Source organism: Streptomyces sp. CNQ085, assembly GCF_022614595.1.
Classification (GTDB): Bacteria; Actinomycetota; Actinomycetes; order Streptomycetales; family Streptomycetaceae; genus Streptomyces.
On the sequence record NZ_JAJFAU010000077.1, the window covers coordinates 1 to 23,027 of the forward strand.

Here is a 23,027-nt window from a genome sequence, read left to right on the forward strand (position 1 = left end):
GGCGCGCAGCAGCCGGGTGAGCGCCGTGTCGCCCCGGTGCAGCCAGGCGGCCGCCGCCAGGCCGACCGCCACATGCGCGGCCAGCAGCAGCCACGGGGCGGCCGGATGGGCGGCCACCGGCAGCGGGGAGGCGCCGGAGGCGGTCATCCGCGCCAGTGGCGTACCGAGGTCGCCGCCCGTGCACAGCAGGTCCAGGCCGACCGCGCGCAGCGGCCCGGCCACAGGGCCGCCCGCCTGCCCGTAGCAGGCGTGCTGCCCGGTGGTGAAGACGGTGTCGGCGGCCAGCTCCAGCGGCACCAGCAGCGCGGCGATCGCCCGGAAGCCCCGCTCGCGTCCGGCGAGCGCGAAGGCGATCGCGAAGACCGCCGCGCCGACCGCGAGGAGCGCCGGGTACGGGACGGGGTTTGCCGAGAGCAGCACATGGGCACCCGCGGACAGGACGAGGCACAGCGCGGTGAAGACCGCGGCGCGCACCGCCCGGATGCCTGTGTCGGAGAGACCGGTCCTGCCCATCGCAGCCGAGTGTGCCACGGCTGCCGCTAAGAAGCGCCTAAAGAACGGGCGCCGGGTGAGGATCGCAACACGAAGGACACCCGTGGGCGGTGGCGGTGTGACCCCTGTGGCGCCGGAGGTTCCGCGGCAGGGGGCGTACGGGATCCCGAAGAGGCTTCCGGGCGCGCGGCGGCCAGATGGGCAACACGCGGCGGGAACCCGCCGCACCCGCCGGGTGGCGGGTTCCCGCCGGCTCCCGGACGTAGACTTCGGAGCCGTTCGGAACTGCCGCAAGCCCGCTCGTTGGAGGTCCTCCGCCGTGGCCAAACCGCCGTTCACACACCTGCACGTACACACGCAGTACTCCCTGCTGGACGGTGCGGCGCGGCTGAAGGACATGTTCGAAGCGTGTCAGGAGATGGGCATGACGCACATCGCCATGACCGACCACGGCAACCTCCACGGGGCCTACGACTTCTTCCAGCACGCCACCAAGGCGGGCATCACGCCGATCATCGGCATCGAGTCCTACGTCGCCCCGCAGTCGCGGCGGTACAAGCGGCGCGTCCAGTGGGGCCAGCCCCACCAGAAGCGCGACGACGTGTCCGGCTCCGGCGGTTACACCCACAAGACGATCTGGGCCTCGAACAAGGCCGGCCTGCACAACCTCTTCCGGCTCTCCTCGGACGCCTACATGGAGGGCTTCTTCGTCAAGTGGCCCAGGACCGACCGGGAGATGATCGCCGAGTTCTCCGAGGGCCTGATCGCCTCCACCGGCTGCCCCTCGGGCGAGGTACAGACCAGGCTGCGGCTCGGACAGTTCGACGAGGCGCTCAAGGCCGCCTCCGACTACCAGGACATCTTCGGCAAGGGCCGCTACTTCCTGGAGCTGATGGACCACGGCATCGACATCGAGCGCCAGGTCCGCGACGGACTGCTGGAGATCGGCAGGAAGCTGGGCATCCCCCCGCTGGTCACCAACGACAGCCACTACACCTACTCCCACGAGGCCGAGGCGCACGACGCGCTGCTGTGCATCCAGACCGGCAAGAACCTCTCCGACCCCGACCGCTTCCGGTTCAACGGCGCCGGCTACTACCTGAAGTCCACGGAGGAGATGTACGCCATCGACTCCTCCGACGCCTGGCAGGAGGGCTGCCGCAACACCCTCCTGGTCGCCGAGCAGATCGACGCCGACGGATGGTTCGAGAAGCAGGACCTGATGCCCCGCTTCCCCGTCCCCGAGGGCCACACCGAGGAGTCCTGGTTCCGTGAGGAGGTCCGCCGCGGGATGGCCCGCCGGTACTCCGGCAACGTCCCCGAGGACCGGCAGAAGCAGGCCGACTACGAGATGGACGTCATCGTCCAGATGGGGTTCCCCGGCTACTTCCTGGTCGTCGCCGACTTCATCATGTGGGCCAAGAACAACGGCATCGCCGTCGGCCCGGGCCGCGGCTCCGCGGCCGGCTCGATCGTGGCGTACGCCATGGGCATCACCGACCTCGACCCGATCGAGCACGGGCTGATCTTCGAGCGGTTCCTCAACCCCGAGCGCGTCTCCATGCCCGATGTCGACATCGACTTCGACGAGCGCAGGCGCGGCGAGGTCATCCGCTACGTGACCGAGAAGTACGGCGCCGACAAGGTCGCCCAGATCGGCACTTACGGCACCATCAAGGCGAAGGCCGCGATCAAGGACTCCGCCCGGGTGCTCGGCTACCCGTACGCCATGGGCGACCGCATCACCAAGGCGATGCCCGCCGACGTCCTGGGCAAGGGCATCCCCCTGTCGGGCATCACCGATCCCAAGCACCCCCGCTACAACGAGGCGGGCGAGATCCGGGGGATGTACGAGAACGAGCCGGACGTGAAGAAGGTCATCGACGCGGCCCGCGGTATCGAGGGCCTGGTGCGGCAGATGGGCGTGCACGCCGCGGGCGTGATCATGTCGAGTGAGCCGCTGATCGACCACGTGCCGGTCTTCAGTCCCAAGAACGACGGCGCGGTGGTCACCCAGTGGGACTACCCCACCTGTGAGTCGCTCGGCCTGCTGAAGATGGACTTCCTGGGCCTGCGCAACCTCACGATCATGGACGACGCCGTCAAGCTGGTGAAGGCCAACAAGGGCGTCGACATCACCCTGCTCGACCTCACGCTGGACGATCCCACGACCTTCGAGCTGCTCCAGCGCGGCGACACCCTGGGCGTCTTCCAGTTCGACGGCGGCCCCATGCGCTCCCTGCTGCGCATGATGAAGCCCGACAACTTCGAGGACATCTCCGCGGTCTCGGCCCTGTACCGGCCGGGCCCGATGGGGATGAACTCCCACATCAACTACGCGCTGCGCAAGAACGGTCAGCAGGAGATCACCCCGATCCACCCGGAGCTGGAGGAGCCTCTCAAGGAGGTCCTCGACGTCACCTACGGCCTGATCGTCTACCAGGAGCAGGTGCAGAAGGCCGCCCAGGTGCTCGCCGGGTACAGCCTCGGACAGGCCGACCTGCTGCGCCGGGCGATGGGCAAGAAGAAGAAGGAGGTCCTGGACGCCGAGTTCGTCAACTTCCAGAAGGGCGCCCGGGAGAAGGGTTACTCCGACGAGGCCGTCCAGGCCGTGTGGGACGTGCTGGTGCCCTTCGCCGGATACGCCTTCAACAAAGCGCACTCCTCGGCGTACGGACTGGTCTCCTACTGGACGGCCTACCTCAAGGCGAACTACCCGGCCGAGTACATGGCCGCCCTGCTGACCTCGGTGCGCGACGACAAGGACAAATCGGCGGTCTACCTCAACGAGTGCCGTCGCATGGGCATCAAGGTGCTGCCGCCGGACGTCAACGAGTCCGAGGCGAACTTCACCCCGCGCGGAGACGACACGATCGTCTTCGGGCTGACCGCCGTGCGCAACGTCGGCCAGAACGTGGTGGACTCGATCGTCGCCTGCCGCAGGGCCAAGGGGAGGTACACCTCCTTCCCCGACTTCCTGGACAAGGTCGACGCGGTGGTGTGCAACAAGCGCACGGTCGAGTCGCTGATCAAGGCCGGCGCCTTCGACGAACTGGGCCACACCCGCAAGGGCCTGACCGCGCACTTCGAGACCATGATCGACAACGTGGTGCAGGTCAAGCGGAAGGAGGCCGAGGGACAGTTCGACCTCTTCGGCGGGATGGGCGAGGAGTCCTCCGACAGCGGCCCCGGCTTCGGCATGGACGTGGAGTTCTCCCCCGAGGAGTGGGACAAGAGCTACCTGCTCGCCCAGGAGCGTGAGATGCTCGGCCTCTACGTCTCCGACCACCCGCTGTTCGGACTCGAACACGTGCTGTCCGACAAGACGGACGCGGCGATCTCCCAGCTCACCGGCGGTGACTTCTCCGACGGCTCGATCGTCACCATCGGCGGGATCATCTCCGGGCTCCAGCGGAAGATGACCAAACAGGGCAACGCCTGGGCGATCGCCACCGTGGAGGACCTGGCGGGCTCCATCGACTGCATGTTCTTCCCCGCCACCTACCAGCTCGTCTCCACCCAGCTCGTGGAGGACGCGGTGGTCTTCGTCAAGGGACGCCTGGACAAGCGCGAGGACATCCCCCGGCTGGTCGCCATGGAGCTGATGGTCCCCGACCTGTCGGACGCCGCCTCCGACGCGCCCGTCACCATCACCATCCCCACCGTCAAGGTCACCCCGCCGCTGGTGGAGAGGCTGGGGGAGGTACTCACCCACCACCGCGGCTCCACCGAGGTACGGGTCAGGCTCCAAGGCGGCCGCAAGACCACGGTGCTGCGCCTGGACCGGCACCGGGTCACCGCCGACCCCGCGCTCTTCGGCGACCTCAAGGCGCTGCTCGGCCCCTCCTGCCTGGCCGGCTGAGGCGGGCCGGAGCCGGGCCGGACGCCCCGTGCGGCGGCCGCCGGCCGGTGTCAGTTGTGGCCGAAGCGCCTGCGGTGCTTGCGCGCCACGTCGGCGGGTGTGCCCTGCGCGGCCGGCTGCGTCCGCGCCATCCGCTCGGCGGTGGTCCTCGACTGCTCCTGCGTCTCCTCGGCGGCGGTGCGCCCGCCGTGCCGCTCTCGGCCGTCCTTCTTGCGCTTGCCCACGATCGCCTCCTGTGCGGATCTCGGAACGATGGGCCGTGCCCAGCGTCGCACGCGTCCGCACAGTGCGCATCTCGGGTGATAATCCTCGGTGTTCGTCCCTTCCGGCCGGAAGGGATCTCCCGCACTGTGGACACCGGCCCCCGCCACGCCGAAGATCGAGGCGGGGCCCATAAGCCCTGTACGGTCGGGCAGACTCGAAACAGACTCGAAGAACCGTGGCCGGGGCGAACGTGCCGCGGCCACGCCAGACGTCCCCGGCCCCGGCGGCCGCACCGGTCGTGCCGGTCGTGCCGGTCGTATCGAGAGTGGGTGGAGCGTGGACCGCTGCGTCGTCCTGGTGGACGCCGGATATCTCCTGGGCGCCGCCGCGAGCCTCCTGGCGGGCGAGCCCGCGCGCTCCCGGATCACCGTGGACCACTCCCTGCTCATCCAGGGGCTGCGCGAACGGGCCGAGCGGGACACGGGCTGCCGGCTGCTGCGTATCTACTGGTTCGACGGCGCCCCCGACCGGGTGCCTCAGCCCGAGCACCGGCGGCTGCGGGTGATGCCGCGTGTGACGGTACGGCTCGGCGCCCTGACCCGCAGTGAGGGGCGGTGGGCGCAGAAGGGCGTGGACGCCGCCATGCACGCCGAGCTGACGGAGCTGGCCCGCAACCGCGCCTGCGCCGACATCGTGCTGGTCACCGGGGACGGCGACCTGCTGCCCGGACTGATGTCCGCCAAGGAGCACGGTGTCGCCGTCCACCTGTGGGCGGTCCAGGCCGCCGACGGCGACTACAACCAGTCCGAGGACCTGGTCGCGGAGGCCGACGAGCGGCGCGTTCTGGACCGGGAATGGATCACCCGCGCCGTACGGGCCAGGGACCTCACCGGGATCTGCCCGCCCCAGCAGCCCGAGATCGCCGCCATCCTCTCCGCCCCGCTGCCCGAACCCGCCCCCTCCGGCGGGAACGCCACGGCAGCCCCCGGTGCCACGGGCGTCTCCGCCGAGGGCGGCACGGGCACCGCGGATGCCGCCGGCACCGGAGGCAGGACGGCCCCGGCCCCGGCCCCGGCCCAGAGGCAGGCCCCGGGCGGGAGCGGTGTCGAGGCCCCTCTCCCCGGGGAGTCCGGCGAGGAAGCGGCCCGGGAGCCCGCGGACGGCCTCGGGGAAGGTCTCGCGGGAGGAGGGGAGCAGTCCGCCGACACCGGCCACGGCAGGGGCGTGCCCACTCCCAAGGACCTCGCCGGACTCGGCCGGCCCGCCGTGCAGCCCCACAACACCTCCCCCGCCCCCGCCGGCGCGACCCTGCGCTGGTCCTCCGACAGGGGCTGGGCCGACCGGAGCGCCGCCCCCGAGTCCCCCGAGGCCGCCACCCTGCCGATGCTGGCCCAGCTCACGACCGCCGAGCAGCGGTGGGCCGACCGCGAGGAGGACATCACCACCGTCAGCGGCGACCCCTTCGAGGTCGGCCAGGTCTTCGCCCGCCGCTGGATCGAGCGGCTGGCCACCTTCGCCCACCTGAGGACGCTGTCGGGCGAGTATCCCCGCATCCCGCACCGCATCGACGGCGAGTTGCTGCGCTACGCCGCCCGCTTCGGCCTGCTCGCGCACAAGGACGACCAGATCGACGAGCACGACCGCTACGCCATCCGCGCGGGCTTCTGGCGCGAGGTCGACGCCCGCACCACGAGTGAACGCGCACCCGCCGCGGAGTGAGTCCGCGCCGGGCGCGTACCCTCGTAGCTCGTGAGTACGGGCACTGGGCAGACGGTGGGCAGCGCGGACGGGCCGGGGTCGGCCGCCGTGCGCGTCCGCGACCTGGTCAAGACCTACCCCGCCCGGCGCGGCCGCCGCGGCGCCCCGGTCACCCCCGCCGTACGGGCCAGCGACGGCGTCAGCCTGACTGTCCGGCACGGCGAGGTCTTCGGTCTGCTCGGCCCGAACGGCGCCGGAAAGACCACCCTGGTGCGGCAGCTCACCGGGCTGCTGCGCCCCGACTCCGGGCGCGTCGACGTCCTCGGCCATGATCTGGTCCGCCACCCGCGGCGGGCCGCGCGGCTGCTGGCCTACCTCGGCCAGGAGTCCACCGCGCTGGACGAGCTGACCGTCGCGCTGGCGGCCGAGACCACCGGGCGGCTGCGCGGTCTGGGCGCGGCGGCCGCGCGCCGTGAGAGCGACGGGGTCCTGGAGGAACTGGGGCTCGGCGCGATCGCCTCACGCCCCCTGAAACGTCTCTCCGGTGGCCAGCGACGGCTGGCCTGTGTGGCGGCGGCGCTGGTGGGGGAGCGGTCCCTGCTGGTGCTGGACGAGCCGACCACCGGCATGGACCCCGTCGCGCGGCGCGCGGTGTGGGCGGCGGTCGACCGGCGGCGGGCCGAGCGCGGGGCCACGGTGATCCTGGTGACCCACAACGTCATCGAGGCCGAGCTGGTCCTGGACCGGGTCGTGGTGATGGACCGCGGCAGGGCGGTCGCCTGTGGCACCCCTGCCGGCCTTAAGGCCATGGTCGGTGAGGACGTGCGGCTGGAGCTGGTGTGGCGCGACCGGCCGCCGCTGGAGGTCCCCGAGGTCGCCGCGCTGCGCCCGGACGCCGCGCAGACGGGCCGCCGCTGGACGCTGCGGCTGCCCCCCGAGGAGGCGCGCGCGGCGGTCGCCGCCGTCACCGGCGGCCCGGCGTTCGCCGCACTGGACGACTTCACCCTCGCCACGCCGAGCCTGGAGGACGTCTACCTGGCGCTGGGGGGACACGCGGAAGGTCTGGTGAAGGTGTGAGCACGGCTGTGGCGAGGACCCGGCGGGAGGCCGCCGGGACCGGGAGGAAGGAGCGAGGGACGGGAGCCGCCCCGCTGGCCCCGGGCGCGGGACTGTGGCCCGCCCTGGGCGCCGTCTACCGGGCGCAGCTCTCCCGGGCGCGGGTGGCGCGCATCCCGCTGCTGTTCGTGGCGACCTTCCAGTCGGTCGGGATCATGGTCCTGATGCGCGGGGTCGTCGACGGCGGTCCCGGGGAGGAGGCGCGGGCGGTGGTGGCCGGCTCCAGCGTGCTGGTGGTCGCCTTCGTCGCGCTCAACCTCCTCGCCCAGTACTTCGGCCAGCTGCGCGCCTCCGGGGGCCTGGACCACTACGCCACCCTGCCGGTGCCGCCCGCCGCGGTGGTGCTGGGCACGGCCGGCGCGTACGCCTCCTTCACGGCGCCCGGCACGGCGTTCACCGCGGTGGCCGGCTGCCTGCTCTACGGGCTTCCGCTGGACGGCCTGTGGCTCCTGGCCGCGGTGGTGCCGCTGGCCGGAGCGGCGCTCGCCGGACTCGGCGCGGCCCTCGGCCTGCTCGCGCCCCGCCAGGAAATCGCCACACTCTGCGGGCAGCTCGGCATGTCCGCGGCCCTGCTGCTGGGCGTGCTCCCGGCCGGAGGACTGCCGGAACCGGTCCGGCTGCTGAGGGACCTGCTGCCCTCGACGTACGGTGTGGAGGCGCTGGCCGCCGTCCTCGGGCCCCGGCCGCGCTGGGACGAGGTGGTCCTCGACCTCGGTGTGTGCGCCGCCGTCGGGGCCGCGGCGCTCGCCGCCGCGGCCTGGGCGTACCGCCGGGCCGCGGTGCGCTGACCACCGGCCGCCGCGGGGGGCCGCCGCCCCGGCCGGGTGATCGCGGTGCGCGGTACCGCCAGGCGTACCGGGGACCGGGCCTGGCACGATGGCAGGGTGACCGCACCGACGCCTCCCTCCCCGAACCACGGCCCGTCCCGGCCGGGCCCGTCCTACGACCCCTGGGGGAGCGCCCCGCACGGCAAGGACCCCGGCGAGGACGGGGCCGCGGGCGCCCCGGCCGGCCGGGAGGCCCTCGAAGCGGCGGCGGTGGCGGCGGCCGTGGCGAGCCTGGGAGTGGTGCTCGGGCTGCTGTGGCTGTGGCTGGCGCCCAGGGTCCCGCTGATCTCAGACGGCACCGCCGTCTATCTCAGGGATTCCGAGGGCGAGGAGACGGTCGGCGCGGACGGCACGTTCGTCCTGCTGGCCCTGGGTCTCGGCGCGCTGAGCGGGGCCGCGGTCTTCCTCGCCCGGCGCCGCGGCGGCGTCGGCGTGGTGATCGGTCTGGCCGCCGGTGCGCTGGCGGGCTCACTGCTGGCCTGGTGGCTGGGCGTGCAGTTCGGCCCGGACCAGGACGTGGCCGCCCGGGCCGGGGCCGTGGGCGAGGGCAGGGTCTTCGACGCCCCGCTGGAGCTCCACGCCAAGGGGGCGCTGCTGGCGTGGCCGCTGGCCGCACTGGGCATCCATCTGGCCCTCACGTCCCTGTTCGGCCCCCGGGACCCCGAGCCCGCGCACCCGCTCCACCCCGGGTGGGGTCCGCCGCCGGGCGGCGCGGAGGACCGGCGGGGGGCGTGAGGCCCCCCGCCGCTCACCGCTTCCGGTGCGGCCCCGGGCCGGGGCGGAGCGGCTACCGGGAACGGGCGATCGGCGCCGTCACCGCGCCGGTGAGCTTCACCAGATCGGCGGGGGTCAGCTCGATCTCCAGACCCCGGCGCCCGGCCGAGACGCAGACCGTGGCATGTCCCTGAGCCGAGGCGTCCACCACCGTGGGCAGCGCCCTGCGCTGGCCCAGCGGCGAGATTCCGCCGCGCACGTAGCCCGTGGCGCGCTCGGCCGCGGCCGGATCCGCCATCGCGGCCCGCTTGCCGCCGGCCGCCGCCGCCAGCGCCTTGAGGTCCAGCGAGCCGGAGACGGGGACGACCGCCACGGTCAGCGCGCCGTCGACATCCGCGACGAGCGTCTTGAACACCTGTTCGGGGGTGACCCCGAGAGCCTCGGCGGCCTCCTCCCCGTAGGAGGGGGCCGCCGGGTCGTGCTCGTAGGAGTGGAGGGTGAAGTCCACGCCCGCCTTCGTGGCGGCCACCGTCGCCGGGGTGCCTCCGGTCCCCGCCTTCTGCTTCTTCCTGGCCATGCTCGCCGTGCCTCGCGTCGGTCGGTGTGCGGTGTGCGGTCGCCGTGCTCCGTCGGCGGCCCACCGGTTTTCGGGTTGTGCGGTTCGGGCCGTGTCAGTTCGGGCTGGTCGGCACGCGGGTGAGGTCCGCCGCGGGAACGGACGGGAGCCTGCCGATCAGCGCCGTCTCGCGCCTGAGGATCCTCAGTTCCTCGGCCAGCCGTGTGGCGGTGTCCGGAGCCTGCAGAAGCCGCTGCCTGGTCGGGGTGTCCAGGGCGGTGGCGGCGGCCACCAGGTATGACACCACCGACGGCTCGTCCGGCAGCTCCTGGCCGCCGGCCAGGGTCCTCTCCCGTGCGCCGGCGAGCTGCTTATGGTAGACGCGGAAGGCCCGCAGCACGCCGGCGGCGAGCGCACCCGCACCCTCGCCGCCGTCCTCCGTCAGTTCCTCGACCTCGCCGACCAGATACGGCCCCGAGGCGTCCACGGACAGCAGCCGGAAGCGGGTGGTGCCGGTGGCGAGGACCTCGTAGCCGCCCCCGCTCCCGCCCTTCCGCTCCCCGCTGTCCCCGCCGGCCTCCTCGTCGCCGGAGCGCTCACGAATGGAGGTGGCGTCGGCGACGCAGCCCACGGTGTGGAAGGCGCGCATCGGGTCGGGGCCGAAGCCCGCGGCCGGCCCGGCGGCGGCCTGTGCTGTGGGGTCCGGCATCCCGATCGCGGTGGGGGCGACTTCGCGGCCGTCCCGGATGGCGACCACCCCGAAGCGGCGTGGTGCGTCCTCGGGGATCTCCAGCAGGTCGCGCATCAGGGCGCGGTACCGCTGCTCGAAGACGTTCAGCGGCAGTACCAGCCCCGGGAACAGCACGGTGTTGAGGGGAAAGATCGGTAGGCGCGTGGTGGTCACAGCCGCAGCCTACGGCCTCCCCGCCGCGGGGCGCCTCCGTCATCCGCCGCGCGCCTACCGCCCGCGTGCCCGCCGCTTCAGTCCGCCGGGCGCGCTCACTGGCGTCTCAGCAGCCGGGTGGCACCGGCCGCGACGGTGGTGGCCAGCACCCAGCCGAGCATGATCAGCGCCGCGGCCGTCCACTGGTAGGCGCCCGCGGGCCTCCAGTGACTGTCCTGGCCCAGGTCGATCACCGGCAGCAGCAGGTCCAGGACGTACAGCGGGGCGTTCCAGTGCGGCGACTCCCCGGGCTTGAGCGGAGCCGGGGGCCGCCGGGCGAAGAGCATCGTGCCCGAGGCCCACAGCACCGCCATCCACAGGGCGGCCTGGCCCGGCCGGTAGCCGTAGGCGACCGTCCAGTCCTGCAGGTAACCCCACAGCTTGGCGGCCAGCGGCAGCGTCTCGCGGCGGCGGCGCTGCTTGGCCAGCAGCACCACGCGCGCGTCCGCGTCCTCCCCGCTGTTGCGCATCACCGCCGCGAGCTGCTCGTAGGGCTCCGGGGCGTACTCCGGCGTCGCCGTCTCCAGCCACCGCAACCGCTGGGCGAGGGTGAACCGGCCGCGCGGGATGAGGTTCTGGTAGGTGAACCCGGCCATCCACAGCCCCTCGTCCACCGGCCAGCTCTCCACCCTGTCCACCAGGTTGTCCACGGTCGCCCCGGCGAGCACCACCCGCCCGCCGCCCGGCCGCTCGGGGGTGAAGCACAGCTCCGGGGTCTGGACGCGGCGCAGCGACAGCTCCTGGTCGCGCCGGAGGTTGAAGCGCGCGTCGTCCAGCACCAGGGAGTCCCCGAACCTCCCGTCGTCCAGCTTCACCCCGCCGGTGCACTCGAAGCGCTTGACACGCCGCACCATGTGGCTGTGCTCGTCCGGAGGCGGCCAGGAGGTGCCGCCCGGCGGTGTGGTGCCGTGGAGGACCGGCAGCTGGCGCGGGCCGGAGGAGGCGAAGTGGGCGAAGTGCTCAACGGTCATCTGCGGTGCGTACAGCGCGTACGGCCCGTCGCCGCTGCGCAGGACGCTGCCGTACATGAACAGCGAGCCGCCGATCTCCGCGCCGCGCAGGCCCACCTCCCCCTGGGCGAGCATCAGGCTGGCCTGGAGGTCCTGGGCGACCTGGATCCCGTCGGCGGACAGTGACCGCACACGCTCTCCGCGACCGACCGTCACCTCGTTGAGCATCAGATCCGTGCCTATGGAGGCGTCGGTGAGCCGGACGCCGCCGGGGATGGTGCAGCGCGGCAGGTGGAGGTCGCCCTCGGTGCTCATCCGGGAGGCCTCCAGCCGGGGTATGTGGCAGTCGATCATGCGGGCGGTGACCAGCCGGCACTCGTGCAGCAGCACCTCCTGCTCGAAGCGGCACTGCCGGAACTCGAAGTACGGCTCGACCGTCCCGCCGGACAGGTCCAGCCGACCCGTCACGTACACGCCGGTCAGATGCAGGGAGGCGACACGCCCGAGCAACGGCGGCGGACCGTGCAACAGGAGCAGGGCGACGACGCGGGCCCGCACTGTCCGCTGCGGACCCCACCCGTGGTCGCCGTTCGGATCGTCCGGCTCCGCCCCGCCCGAGCGCAGATCATGCTCGCTGCCGTTGCGGAAGGCCTGCCACATGCCCCACTCCGCGGTGGTCAGCCGGATGCCGGGTGGCGGATCCCCGTTGTTCGGAACATCACTCACGACGTGTCCCCCAAGTCACAGACAGCAGTGCGTGACGGTTACGACGCTGTCGGTCAGCACTGACATCTGAATGCCCTCTCAAGGCCCACCCGTACCGTGTATCACGCACTGATACGGAGCGCCGGGCACCGGATCGCGTCTGAGACACTGGGACACGTGCTTCGATCCGTATCCATGACCCGACTCGACCTGCGCGGACGCGACCTCGCCGTCGCCGGGGTCGAGCGGGAGTTGCTGCCCCGAGCCGAACTCGACGTCGAGGCCGCCCTGGAGAAGGTGCGGCCGATCTGCGACGCGGTGCACCATCGCGGCACGGCTGCGGTGATCGAGTACAACGAGCGCTTCGACGGTGTGCGGCTGGAGCGCGTACGGGTCCCGGCCGAGACCCTGGACAAGGCACTGGCCGACCTCGACCCCGCGGTGCGGGCGGCGTTGGAGGAGTCCGTCCGCCGCGCCCGGATCGTCCACCGCGACCAGCGGCGCACCGACTCCACCGTCCGAGTCGTCCCCGGCGGCACCGTCACCGAGCGGTGGGTGCCCGTCGAGCGGGTGGGCCTGTACGTGCCCGGCGGGCGGGCCGTCTACCCGTCGTCCGTGGTGATGAACGTGGTGCCCGCGCAGGAGGCCGAGGTCGGCTCGCTGGCCGTCGCCTCACCGCCGCAGAAGGAGTTCGGGGGGCTGCCGCACCCCACGATCCTGGCCGCCTGCGCCCTGCTGGGCGTCGACGAGGTGTACGCCGCCGGCGGCGCCCAGGCCGTCGCCATGCTCGCCTACGGCACCGAGGAATGCGCACCCGTCCAGCTGGTCACCGGCCCCGGCAACATCTGGGTCGCCGCAGCCAAGCGCCTGCTCAAGGGCCGCATCGGCATCGACTCCGAGGCCGGCCCCACCGAGATCGCGATCCTCGCCGACGACACCGCCGACGCGCGCCACGTCGCCGCCGACCTGATCAGCCAGGCCGAGCACGACACCCTGGCCGCCGCCGTCCTGGTCACCCCCTCCGAGGCGCTGGCCGACGCCGTCGACTCCGAGCTGACCACCCAGGTGGCCTCCACCAAACACGCCGAGCGCATCGCCGAGGCGCTGGCCGGACGGCAGTCCGGCACCATTCTGGTGGACGACCTGGACCAGGGCCTGGCGGTGGTGGACGCCTACGCCGCCGAGCACCTGGAGATCCAGACCGAGGACGCCGCCTCCGTCGCCGCCCGGGTCCGCAACGCGGGCGCGGTCTTCGTCGGTCCCTGGGCCCCGGTCTCGCTGGGCGACTACTGCGCCGGCTCCAACCACGTGCTGCCCACCGGCGGCTGCGCCTGCCACTCCTCCGGGCTGTCCGTGCAGTCCTTCCTGCGCGGCATCCACGTCGTGGACTACACCCGCGACGCGCTGGCCGACGTGGCCCACCACGTGGTCACCCTGGCGGAGGCCGAGGACCTGCCCGCGCACGGGGCGGCCCTCAAGGCGAGGTTCGACTGGAAGGTGCCCCAGGGAAAGTGACCGGCATCGACGACCTGCCCATCCGGGACGAGCTGCGCGGCCAGTCCCCCTACGGGGCGCCGCAGCTGGACGTGCCCGTACGGCTGAACACCAACGAGAATCCCTACCCGCTGCCCGAGGCGCTGGTGACCCGCATCGCCGAGCGCGTCGCCGGGGCCGCCCGCGAGCTCAACCGCTACCCCGACCGCGACGCGGTCGAGCTGCGCGGCGAGCTGGCCCGCTATCTCACCCGCACCGCCGGGCACGAGGTCGCCACGGGGAACGTCTGGGCCGCCAACGGCTCCAACGAGGTGCTCCAGCAGCTTCTCCAGGCGTTCGGCGGCCCGGGACGCACCGCGATCGGCTTCGAGCCCTCGTACTCGATGCACGCCCTGATCGCCCGCGGTACCGGCACCGGCTGGATCTCCGGGCCGCGCGACGAGGACTTCACCATCGACGTGGAGGCGGCGAGGACGGTCATCGCGGAGCGCCGCCCGCACGTGGTCTTCGTCTGCTCGCCCAACAACCCAACCGGCACGGCCGTCGACGCCGAGGCTGTGCTGGCCCTTTACGAAGCCGCCCAGGCCGCCCGGCCCGCCATGGTGATCGTCGACGAGGCGTACGGCGAGTTCAGCCACCGCCCCTCGCTGCTGCCTCTGATCGACGGCCGCCCGAACCTGGTGGTCTCGCGCACCATGTCCAAGGCGTTCGGCGCCGCCGGACTGCGGCTGGGCTACCTCGCCGCCCACCGGGCAGTGGTCGACGCCGTCCAGTTGGTGCGCCTGCCGTACCACCTGTCCGCCGTCACCCAGGCCACCGCGCTCGCCGCGCTGGAACACACCGACACACTCCTCGGTTACGTCCGGCAGCTCAAGGGCGAGCGGGACCGACTGGTGGCCGAGCTGCGGGCGGTGGGCTGCGAGGTCACCGACTCCGACGCCAACTTCGTGCAGTTCGGGAACTTCGACGGCCCCGGCGGCGCCCACGCGGTGTGGCAGGCGCTGCTGGAGCGGGGCGTGCTGGTCCGGGACAACGGAGTGCCGGGCCGGCTGCGGGTCACCGCGGGCACCCCGGCCGAGAACGACGCGTTCCTCGACGCGGTACGCGCAGTACTGAAGGAGAACAACCGATGAGCCGTGTGGGTCGCGTCGAGCGCACCACCAAGGAGACCTCCGTCGCCGTCGAGATCGACCTCGACGGCACCGGGAGGGTCGACGTGTCGACCGGGGTCGGCTTCTACGACCACATGCTCGACCAGCTCGGCCGCCACGGGCTGTTCGACCTCACGGTCAAGACCGAGGGCGATCTGCACATCGACAGCCACCACACCATCGAGGACAGCTCGCTGGCGCTCGGCGCCGCCTTCCGGCGGGCGCTGGGCGACAAGCGCGGAATCGTCCGCTTCGCGAACGCCTCGGTGCCCCTGGACGAGTCCCTCGCCCAGGTGACCGTGGACCTGTCGGGGCGGCCGTACCTGGTGCACAGTGAGCCCGAGAACATGGCACCGATGATCGGCAGCTACGACACCACGATGACCCGGCACATCCTGGAGTCCTTCGTCGCCCAGGCGCAGATCGCCCTGCACGTCCACGTCCCCTACGGACGCAACGCGCACCACATCGTGGAGTGCCAGTTCAAGGCGCTGGCCCGCGCGCTGCGCTACGCCAGCGAGATCGACCCGCGCCAGACGGGGATCCCCTCCACCAAGGGCGCCCTGTGAACGTCGCGCGCGCGGCCGCCGGGCCGCTGCCGACGGTGATGGCCGCGCTGTGCCGCGCGGGCGGAGAAGTGAACGGGAGGAACGCTGTGAACGTCGCGCGCGCGGCCGCCGGGCCGCTGCCGACGGTGATGGCCGCGCTGTGCCGCGCGGGCGGGGACGGGAGTACCACCATGCCGGAGGCACGGGGAGAGAACGGAGGAACACCGTGAGCGGTGTCTCCATCCTGCTGGTCTTCGTGGGGCTCTTCCTGCTCGGCGGCGCCATCTCCTTCTGGAAACAGCGGATGCCCAAGGGGGTCATCACCCTGCTCGGGGTCGGAGCCGCCCTGTCCCTGATCGCCGGAATCCTGCGTCTGGAGGCGTGATCATGACGGAGAGGAAGAAGGTCGTCGTCTTCGACTACGGCTTCGGCAACGTGCGTTCGGCCGAACGGGCCCTGGCCCGGGCCGGCGCGGAGGTGGAGATCACCGGCGACTACGACACCGCGATGAACGCCGACGGGCTGCTCGTGCCCGGCGTCGGCGCCTTCGCCGCCTGCATGACGGGTCTGCGCAGGGCCCGCGGCGACTGGGTCGTCGAGCGCCGGCTCGCCGGCGGGCGCCCGGTGATGGGTATCTGCGTCGGCATGCAGATCCTGTTCGGCCGGGGCATCGAGCACGGCGTCGAGGCCGAGGGCCTGGACGAGTGGCCCGGCACGGTCGGCCCGCTCAAGGCGGATGTCGTGCCGCACATGGGCTGGAACACCGTCGAGGCGCCCGGGGACTCCAGGCTGTTCGCGGGCCTGCCCGCCGACGCCCGCTACTACTTCGTGCACTCCTACGCCGTGCACGACTGGGAGCTTGAGCCCACCAATCCCGCCATGGCGGCCCCCGAGGTCACCTGGGCCACCCACGGCGAGCGGTTCGTCGCCGCCGTGGAGAACGGCCCGCTGTGGGCCACCCAGTTCCACCCCGAGAAGTCCGGCGACGCCGGCGCGCAACTGCTGACCAACTGGGTCAGCACCCTCTAGCCCCACCCGCCACCACACCGACCCTCAGGATCTTAGGACCGCCCGCTGATGAGCACCCACCGTCTGGAACTCCTCCCCGCCGTCGACGTCCGCGACGGACAGGCCGTCCGCCTCGTGCACGGCGAGTCCGGCACCGAGACCTCTTACGGCGACCCGCTGGAGGCCGCCCTGGCCTGGCAGCGGGCGGGAGCGGAGTGGCTGCACCTGGTGGACCTGGACGCCGCGTTCGGCACCGGCGACAACCGCGAGCGGATCGCCGAGGTCGTCCGCACCATGGACATCAGGGTCGAGCTCTCCGGCGGCATCCGCGACGACGTCTCCCTGGCCGCCGCGCTGGCCACCGGCTGCACCCGGGTGAACCTGGGCACCGCGGCCCTGGAGAGCCCCGAGTGGGTCGCCAAGGTGATCGCCGAGCACGGCGAGAAGATCGCCGTCGGCCTCGACGTGCGCGGCACCACCCTGCGCGGACGAGGCTGGACCCGCGACGGCGGCGACCTCTACGAGACGCTGGAGCGTCTGAACTCCGAGGGCTGCGCCCGCTACGTCGTCACCGACATCGCCAAGGACGGCACCCTCAAGGGCCCCAACCTCCAGCTGCTGAAGGACGTCTGCGCCGCCACCGACCGCCCGGTCGTCGCCTCCGGCGGCGTCTCCTCCCTCGACGACCTGCGCGCGATCGCGACCCTGGTGCCCGAGGGGGTCGAGGGAGCCATCGTGGGCAAGGCCCTCTACGCCAAGGCGTTCACCCTGGAAGAGGCCCTGGAGGCGGTGTCCCGATGACGGAGTCCGCGGCGGTGGGACGGCAGAACGACGCAGACGGGGAGACGGGCGGAGACGGCCGACGGCTCCGGCGCGTGCGCGGAGACAGCCCCTGGGAGGAGACCATCGGCTTCGCCCGGGCCGTCGAGACCGGCGACCGGATCCTCGTCGCGGGCACGATGCCCCTGGTCGACGGGGCGATCCAGGGCGAGGGCGATCCGTACGTCCAGGCCATGACCGCCTTCGAGCGCGCCGTGGCGGCCCTGGAGCCGTTCGGCCTGGACGTCCGCTCCGTCGTCCGCACCCGCATGTACATAACCCACGCGCGCGACGTGGAGGACGTGGGCCGCGCCCACCGCGAGGTGTTCGGCTCCGTCCGCCCCGTCGCGACGCTCGTGGTCGTCTCCGGCTTCGTCGACTCGCGCGTACTGGTCGAGGTGGAGATCGAAGCCTTCCGCACACCGAAGGAGCACGCCTAAGTGTCCCTGGCCGTACGAGTCATCCCCTGCCTGGACGTGGACGGCGGCCGGGTCGTCAAGGGGGTCAACTTCCAGAACCTGCGCGACGCCGGCGATCCGGTCGAGATGGCAAAGGTGTACGACGCGGAGGGCGCCGACGAGCTGACCTTCCTCGACATCACCGCCTCCTCCGGCGACCGCGAGACCACCTACGACGTGGTGCGCCGCACCGCCGAGCAGGTCTTCATCCCGCTGACGGTGGGCGGCGGCGTGCGCACCACCGAGGACGTGGACAAGCTGCTGCGCGCGGGCGCGGACAAGGTGGGCGTCAACACCGCCGCCATCGCCCGCCCGGAACTGATCCGGGAGATCGCCGAGCGCTTCGGCAGCCAGGTGCTGGTGCTGTCGGTGGACGCCCGCCGCTGCCCGGAGGGGACGGTGACGCCCTCCGGCTTCGAGGTCACCACGCACGGCGGCCGGCGCGGCACCGGTGTCGACGCGGTGGAATGGGCGCACCGGGCCGCCGAGCTGGGGGCCGGGGAGATCCTGCTCAACTCCATGGACGCCGACGGCACCAAGGACGGCTACGACATCGCCATGGTCGGCGCCGTCCGCAAGCACGTCACCATCCCCGTCATCGCCTCCGGCGGGGCGGGGAAGCTCGCCGACTTCGCCCCGGCGGTGGAGGCGGGCGCGGACGCGGTGCTGGCCGCGAGCGTCTTCCACTTCGGAGACCTGCGCATCGGGCAGGTCAAGAACGCCCTGCGCGAGGCCGGCCACTCGGTGCGCTGACCGGCGGCCCGGACGGCCCGTCCGCCTCAGGCGCCGTCACCCGCGGCCCGCGCGGCCCTGCGCAGGGCCGCGCCCGCCCCCCGGGGAATCGGGTCGCCGTGCCCGAAGCAGGCGGTCTCCGTCTCCAGGGCGGCCAGCCGGCGGAACGACTCCATCGCGCGGGCGCGGTCGAGGTTGAACACCCCCAGGATGGTGCGGCCCTCCACGTTCGCGATCGCGTCCCCCGCGAAGAGCACCCCGTGCGCGGGAAGATGGAGCGCGATGCTGCCGTCGGTGTGCCCGGGCGCGGCCACCACCCGGGCCCCGCCGCCGAAGCCGATCACGCAGGGTCAGCGAACCGGGGTCGCGCCACAGATACGCCTGGCCGACGGCGAAGGCGAGCATGTGCAGTCCGGGCAGCACTTAGATGGTCTCCATGACGTGCGTCCGACCACGTGGAGGACCGCCGTGCCGTGCTGTTCGCCGTCGGCTTGAACGGAGCCCGGGCGGAAGGGCGCCGGGACGGGCGTCAGAGGCCGAGCTTCGCCCCGCGTACGCGCGCCACGGACTTCTCGTCGCCCTCCAGCTCCACCCGCGCCGAGTCCTGCCGGCCGGAGACGAAGAGCAGCAGTTCACCGGGCTCGCCCGTGACGGTGACCACCGGGGCGCCCTTGCGGGCCACCGTCACCTGGCCGTTGGGGCGGCGCAGCACCAGGCCGACCGGGCACCGGCGGCCGTAGGCGCGGGCGGTGGTCTCCAGCCGCCGCCACAGGGCGTCGGCGAGGACCGGGTCGATCTCGCGCGGCGTCCAGTCCGGCCGGGCCCGCCGGACATCCTCGCCGTGGATGAAGAACTCCACGGTGTTGGCCGCCTCGTCGACCTGCTTGAGGGAGAAGGGTGACATCTTCGGCGGGCCGGTGCGGACGAGCTGGATCAGTTCCTCGTAGGGCTTGGCCGCGAACTCCCGCTGCACGCGCTCCAGCCGGGGCCGCAGCGCCTTGAGGAGTATCCCGCCGGCGGCGTCCGCGCGGCGCTCGCGCACCACGACGTGGGCCGCCAGCTCCCTGGTCCGCCACCCCTCGCACAGGGTGGGCGCCTCGGGCCCGTAGGTCTCCAACAGGTCGGCGAGCAGAAGGCGTTCGCGCCGGGCGTGGGTCGACATACGGCCACCCTACGACCGTGCGCCGACCCACGCCACGCACCGCGCCCGGGTCAGTCCGGCAGCGGCGCGTCCAGCTCCGGGCCGTCCACCTCGTTGCTGAGCGTGAGGGAGCAGGTGACCTGGTCCTCACCCCGGTTGTACGTCAGCAGCGTCGGAAAGATGGCGTAGTAGTAGTAGGTCCTGTCCTGAGGCATCCGGGCCAGCCGCTTCCCCACGTCCGCCTTGCACAGCGACATGACCTCCTTCCGCAGCTCCGCCTGGGTGCCGAAGTCCCCGGTGATCGTCTCGTTGGCGATCACCTCGCCGTCGTGGGGCTCGTCGCAGGGCCGCTCCTCGACCTCGGTGACGTCGCTGCTCAGCGCCGGGTGGTCGAAGCAGGCACCCGGGTCGAGCACCACGTACAGCACGAGATCGCTGGGTATCGCCGTCAGGTCGGGCGTGGGCGCCTCCGTGGAGGGCTCCCGTGCCGGCTCGTCGCCCGCCCCGGCGGTGGGGGAGGGGCCGGGGGAGGCCGGGGTGCTGGACGCGTCGTTCGGCTCCGCACGGTTCCCGCCGCTCCCGCCGTCGGCGGCCAGCAGCACGCCTCCGACGATCAGCCCCGCGACGACCACCGCGGCGATGATGATCGCCGCGATCTTCCCGCCGTTGCCCCCGCCGCCTCCGTCCGGTGGGGGCGGGTAGGGACCGGGCGCACCAGGACCGCCGGGTGCGCCAGGACCGCCGGGTGCGCCCGGATAGCCGTATCCGCCGTACCCGCCAGGGGCTCCGGGCGGTCCGGACGGGCCTCCCGGAGCCGGGTAGCCGTAACCGCCCGCGGGTGGACCGAAGCCCTGCGGCGGACCGAAACCGCCGCCTGGGCCGGGACTGTGCGCGCCGTCGGGCGGCGATGGATAGCTCATGGCGGAAGAATGCCGTACAGCACGGACATGCCAAGTCGCGGGTGCGTCACAACCCTGCCACAGGGCCGTGGGGGGGGGGGGGGGGGGGGGGGGGGGGGGGGGGGGGGGGGGGGGGGGGGGGGGGGGGGGGGGGGGGGGGGGGGGGGGGGGGGGGGTGNNNCCCCCCCCCCCCCCCCCCCCGCGGCGACGGCACAATGACCCCATGCCCCGATCACCACTCGACCCCGCCGTCGCCGCTCGCCTCAAGCGCACCGCCGACGGCCTGGTGCCCGCCATCGCCCAGCAGTACGACACCGGTGAGGTGCTGATGCTCGGCTGGATGGACGACGAGGCCCTGCACCGCACCCTCACCACCGGCCGCTGCACCTACTGGAGCCGCAGCCGCGGCGAGTACTGGGCCAAGGGCGACACCTCCGGGCACGTCCAGCACGTGAAGTCCGTGGCCCTGGACTGCGACGGCGACACCGTGCTGGTCAAGGTCGACCAGGTGGGCGCCGCCTGCCACACCGGGGACCGCACCTGCTTCGACGCCGGCGAACTGCCGCTGGGCGGTCCCGCGGCGGCGCGGGAGGGGAGCCCGGCATGACAGCCCAGGCCACCTCCCCCGGCGCCGCGCCCGGCGCCTCCCCGGACCTGGAGACCTTCCGCACGCTGGCCAAGGACCGCCGCGTCGTCCCGGTCACCCGGCGCCTGCTCGCGGACGGCGACACCCCCATCGCGCTGTACCGCAAACTCGCCGCCGAGCGCCCCGGCACCTTCCTGCTGGAGTCGGCGGAGAACGGACGCACCTGGTCGCGCTACTCCTTCGTCGGTGTACGCACCTCCGCCACCCTCACCGTGCGCGACGGACAGGCCCACTGGCTGGGCGCCCCGCCCGTCGGCGTCCCCGTGGGCGGGGATCCCCTGGAGGTCCTGCGCGCCACCGTCGAGGCCCTGCACACCCCCCGCGACCTGCACCGCGACGCCGACCTGCCGCCCTTCACCGGCGGCATGGTCGGCTACCTGGGCTACGACACCGTGCGGCGTCTGGAGCGCATCGGCGACAGCACCCGCGACGACCTGGGGCTGCCCGAGCTGACCATGATGCTCACCTCCGACCTCGCGGTCCTCGACCACCGCGACGGCACGGTGCTGCTGATCGCCAACGCCATCAACCACAACGACCGCGACACCGGAGTGGACGAGGCCCACGCCGACGCCGTGCGCCGTCTGGACGCCATGGCCGCCGACCTCGCCCGGCCCGCGCCCGCCATGGCCGCCCCGCTGCCGGCGCCGGAGCTGCCCGAGTACGCGGCCCTGTGGGGCGGGGCGGCCTACCGGGGGGCCGTGGAGGAGATCAAGGAACGCATCCGCGCGGGCGAGGCGTTCCAGGTGGTGCCCTCGCAGCGCTTCCAGGCGCCCTGCCCGGCGAGCGCGCTGGACGTCTACCGCGTGCTGCGCGCCACCAACCCCAGCCCGTACATGTACCTGCTGCGTCTGGAGGGCTTCGACGTCGTCGGCTCCAGCCCCGAGGCCCTGGTGAAGGTCGAGGACGGGCGGGCGATGATGCATCCCATCGCCGGGACCCGCCCGCGAGGCGCCACCCCGCGGGAGGACGCGGCCCTGGCCGAGGAGCTGCTGGCCGACCCCAAGGAGCGTGCCGAGCACCTGATGCTCGTCGACCTGGGCCGCAACGACCTGGGCCGGGTCTGCGAGCCCGGCAGCGTCGAGGTCGTGGACTTCATGTCCGTCGAGCGCTACAGCCATGTGATGCACATCGTCTCCACGGTCACCGGACGGCTGGCGAAGGGCCGCACCGCCTTCGACGCGCTCACCGCCTGCTTCCCGGCGGGGACCCTCTCCGGTGCGCCCAAGCCGCGCGCGATGCAGATCATCGAGGAGCTGGAACCGACCCGGCGCGGTCTGTACGGCGGCTGCGTGGGCTATCTGGACTTCGCCGGCGACGCCGACACCGCCATCGCCATCCGCACCGCGCTGCTGCGCGACGGGACGGCGTACGTCCAGGCGGGCGCCGGGGTCGTGGCCGACTCCGACCCGGCGGCGGAGGATGCCGAGTGCCGCAACAAGGCCGCGGCGGTGCTCAGGGCGGTGCACACCGCCGGGCGGCTCGGCGGTAGCGTGGTGGAGTGATTTCCCCGCACACGCCCCCTTCCTCCCCCGAGCCCGCCCCCCGGACCGAGGCGTCTCCGGAAGCCCCCCCGGGCACGCGGCGTGCGCTGGGCGCCGCGCTGACCGCCGGCGCGCTGGGCGCCGCCGCGGTGCTCGTGGCCGCCGGGCAGGTCTGGGGCGAGGGCACCGCCGCCCTGGCCCGCGGCGAGGTGCCGGTCCGGGTCGAGGGCGGCGAGGTGACCGGGCTGCCCAGCGCCCTGGCGCTGGTCGGCCTCGCCGCGCTGGTCGCCGTCTTCGCCGTGCGCCGCACCGGCCGCACGCTGGTCGCCGTGCTGCTGTCCCTGTGCGGTGCGGGCACCGTCGCCGCCGCCCTCCTGGGGGCGGGCGACCGGAGCGCGCTGGAGGCGAAGGCGGCCGAGGCCAGCGGACTGGCCCGGGACTCGGTCGAGGCCGTCTCCTTCGGCCCCTGGCCCTACGTCGCCGCACTGGGAGGCGCGGCCCTGCTGGCCGCAGGGCTGCTGGCCCTGCGTCACGGGGGCCGCTGGCCCGCGATGTCGGGCCGCCACGAGCGCGCGGGCGC

The 23,027-nt window shown here is 73.2% G+C and carries 24 protein-coding genes and 1 pseudogene; 17 read left to right on the forward strand and 8 right to left on the reverse strand.

Annotated elements, in window-relative coordinates:
• The coding region (locus LJ221_RS14350) for a hypothetical protein (protein WP_241717009.1) at positions 1–513 on the reverse strand (513 nt) is incomplete at its 3' end.
• A 298-nt stretch (positions 514–811) separates the two neighbouring features.
• Between LJ221_RS14350 and dnaE the strand changes: the two genes are divergently transcribed.
• Positions 812–4,354, forward strand: coding sequence for a DNA polymerase III subunit alpha (dnaE, locus tag LJ221_RS14355; protein WP_241717011.1), 3,543 nt, complete (start codon positions 812–814; stop codon positions 4,352–4,354).
• A gap of 50 nt (positions 4,355–4,404) precedes the next feature.
• On the opposite strand, the gene LJ221_RS14360 is transcribed toward dnaE, so the two are convergent.
• Positions 4,405–4,578: a hypothetical protein gene (locus LJ221_RS14360; protein WP_241717013.1), complete on the reverse strand. Its 174-nt coding sequence runs from the start codon at positions 4,576–4,578 to the stop codon at positions 4,405–4,407.
• 316 nt (positions 4,579–4,894) lie between these two features.
• On the opposite strand from LJ221_RS14360, the gene LJ221_RS14365 reads away from it, so the two are divergent.
• The 4 genes from LJ221_RS14365 (at position 4,895) to LJ221_RS14380 (ending at position 8,934) form a co-directional block, all read left to right on the forward strand.
• The gene (locus LJ221_RS14365; protein ID WP_241717014.1) at positions 4,895–6,277 is read left to right on the forward strand and encodes an NYN domain-containing protein; all 1,383 of its coding nucleotides are present in this window, start codon (positions 4,895–4,897) and stop codon (positions 6,275–6,277) included.
• Positions 6,278–6,307: 30 nt separating this feature from the next.
• Positions 6,308–7,333 carry an ABC transporter ATP-binding protein gene (locus tag LJ221_RS23740; protein ID WP_374228451.1) on the forward strand — a complete coding sequence of 342 codons (1,026 nt, stop codon included), beginning with the start codon at positions 6,308–6,310 and terminating at the stop codon, positions 7,331–7,333.
• Positions 7,334–7,341: 8 nt separating this feature from the next.
• Positions 7,342–8,160 (forward strand): ABC transporter permease, encoded by an 819-nt coding sequence (locus LJ221_RS14375; RefSeq protein WP_241717055.1) that lies wholly within the window; start codon positions 7,342–7,344, stop codon positions 8,158–8,160.
• 96 nt (positions 8,161–8,256) lie between these two features.
• Complete coding sequence (locus LJ221_RS14380; RefSeq protein ID WP_241717016.1) at positions 8,257–8,934, forward strand: hypothetical protein; 678 nt, start codon at positions 8,257–8,259, stop codon at positions 8,932–8,934.
• Positions 8,935–8,986: 52 nt separating this feature from the next.
• Here the strand turns inward: LJ221_RS14380 and ybaK are convergent, their stop codons facing one another.
• The 3 genes from ybaK to LJ221_RS14395 all read right to left on the reverse strand — a co-directional run bounded on the left by ybaK (position 8,987) and on the right by LJ221_RS14395 (position 12,088).
• Positions 8,987–9,490: a Cys-tRNA(Pro) deacylase gene (gene ybaK / locus LJ221_RS14385; RefSeq protein ID WP_241717018.1), complete on the reverse strand. Its 504-nt coding sequence runs from the start codon at positions 9,488–9,490 to the stop codon at positions 8,987–8,989.
• A gap of 94 nt (positions 9,491–9,584) precedes the next feature.
• A complete protein-coding gene (locus LJ221_RS14390; protein ID WP_241717020.1) occupies positions 9,585–10,373 on the reverse strand; it encodes an LON peptidase substrate-binding domain-containing protein in 789 nt (262 codons plus the stop codon).
• 95 nt (positions 10,374–10,468) lie between these two features.
• Positions 10,469–12,088 (reverse strand): oxidoreductase, encoded by a 1,620-nt coding sequence (locus LJ221_RS14395; RefSeq protein WP_241717022.1) that lies wholly within the window; start codon positions 12,086–12,088, stop codon positions 10,469–10,471.
• A gap of 174 nt (positions 12,089–12,262) precedes the next feature.
• Here LJ221_RS14395 and hisD point away from each other — a divergent pair, with 174 nt between their 5' ends.
• The 9 genes from hisD to hisF are packed head-to-tail and all read left to right on the forward strand — an operon-like array spanning position 12,263 to position 18,298.
• Positions 12,263–13,582 (forward strand): histidinol dehydrogenase, encoded by a 1,320-nt coding sequence (gene hisD, locus LJ221_RS14400; RefSeq protein ID WP_241717024.1) that lies wholly within the window; start codon positions 12,263–12,265, stop codon positions 13,580–13,582.
• On the forward strand, positions 13,579–14,694 hold the full coding sequence (locus LJ221_RS14405; RefSeq protein ID WP_241717026.1) for a histidinol-phosphate transaminase: 1,116 nt from the start codon (positions 13,579–13,581) through the stop codon (positions 14,692–14,694). Before hisD ends, LJ221_RS14405 begins: the two co-directional genes overlap by 4 nt.
• Positions 14,691–15,281, forward strand: a complete 591-nt coding sequence (hisB, locus tag LJ221_RS14410; protein WP_241717028.1) for an imidazoleglycerol-phosphate dehydratase HisB — start codon at positions 14,691–14,693, stop codon at positions 15,279–15,281. The genes LJ221_RS14405 and hisB overlap by 4 nt, the downstream gene beginning before the upstream one ends.
• Positions 15,278–15,490 carry a hypothetical protein gene (locus LJ221_RS14415; RefSeq protein WP_241717030.1) on the forward strand — a complete coding sequence of 71 codons (213 nt, stop codon included), beginning with the start codon at positions 15,278–15,280 and terminating at the stop codon, positions 15,488–15,490. The genes hisB and LJ221_RS14415 overlap by 4 nt, the downstream gene beginning before the upstream one ends.
• Complete coding sequence (locus LJ221_RS14420) at positions 15,487–15,645, forward strand: hypothetical protein (RefSeq protein WP_241717032.1); 159 nt, start codon at positions 15,487–15,489, stop codon at positions 15,643–15,645. The genes LJ221_RS14415 and LJ221_RS14420 overlap by 4 nt, the downstream gene beginning before the upstream one ends.
• 2 nt (positions 15,646–15,647) lie before the next feature.
• The gene (gene hisH / locus LJ221_RS14425; RefSeq protein WP_247720032.1) at positions 15,648–16,289 is read left to right on the forward strand and encodes an imidazole glycerol phosphate synthase subunit HisH; all 642 of its coding nucleotides are present in this window, start codon (positions 15,648–15,650) and stop codon (positions 16,287–16,289) included.
• A 48-nt stretch (positions 16,290–16,337) separates the two neighbouring features.
• A complete protein-coding gene (gene priA, locus LJ221_RS14430; RefSeq protein ID WP_241717036.1) occupies positions 16,338–17,069 on the forward strand; it encodes a bifunctional 1-(5-phosphoribosyl)-5-((5-phosphoribosylamino)methylideneamino)imidazole-4-carboxamide isomerase/phosphoribosylanthranilate isomerase PriA in 732 nt (243 codons plus the stop codon).
• Positions 17,066–17,527 carry a RidA family protein gene (locus tag LJ221_RS14435; RefSeq protein WP_241717038.1) on the forward strand — a complete coding sequence of 154 codons (462 nt, stop codon included), beginning with the start codon at positions 17,066–17,068 and terminating at the stop codon, positions 17,525–17,527. Before priA ends, LJ221_RS14435 begins: the two co-directional genes overlap by 4 nt.
• The gene (gene hisF / locus LJ221_RS14440) at positions 17,528–18,298 is read left to right on the forward strand and encodes an imidazole glycerol phosphate synthase subunit HisF (protein WP_241717040.1); all 771 of its coding nucleotides are present in this window, start codon (positions 17,528–17,530) and stop codon (positions 18,296–18,298) included.
• A 26-nt stretch (positions 18,299–18,324) separates the two neighbouring features.
• Here the strand turns inward: hisF and LJ221_RS14445 are convergent.
• The 3 genes and pseudogenes from LJ221_RS14445 to LJ221_RS14455 all read right to left on the reverse strand — a co-directional run.
• Positions 18,325–18,621 (reverse strand): annotated as a pseudogene (locus LJ221_RS14445) (MBL fold metallo-hydrolase); the annotation flags it as partial.
• Positions 18,622–18,806: 185 nt separating this feature from the next.
• Entirely contained in the window at positions 18,807–19,439 is a 633-nt protein-coding gene (locus LJ221_RS14450) for a TIGR03085 family metal-binding protein (protein WP_241717043.1), read from the reverse strand.
• A gap of 50 nt (positions 19,440–19,489) precedes the next feature.
• The gene (locus LJ221_RS14455) at positions 19,490–20,338 is read right to left on the reverse strand and encodes a hypothetical protein (protein ID WP_241717045.1); all 849 of its coding nucleotides are present in this window, start codon (positions 20,336–20,338) and stop codon (positions 19,490–19,492) included.
• A gap of 202 nt (positions 20,339–20,540) precedes the next feature.
• On the opposite strand from LJ221_RS14455, the gene hisI reads away from it, so the two are divergent.
• From hisI to LJ221_RS14470, 3 genes are all read left to right on the forward strand, one after another.
• A complete protein-coding gene (gene hisI / locus LJ221_RS14460; protein ID WP_241717048.1) occupies positions 20,541–20,924 on the forward strand; it encodes a phosphoribosyl-AMP cyclohydrolase in 384 nt (127 codons plus the stop codon).
• A complete protein-coding gene (locus LJ221_RS14465) occupies positions 20,921–22,468 on the forward strand; it encodes an anthranilate synthase component I (RefSeq protein WP_241717050.1) in 1,548 nt (515 codons plus the stop codon). The genes hisI and LJ221_RS14465 overlap by 4 nt, the downstream gene beginning before the upstream one ends.
• Positions 22,465–23,027 (forward strand): TIGR02234 family membrane protein (locus LJ221_RS14470; RefSeq protein ID WP_241717052.1); only part of this gene is annotated, 563 nt, incomplete at its 3' end. The genes LJ221_RS14465 and LJ221_RS14470, both read left to right, overlap by 4 nt.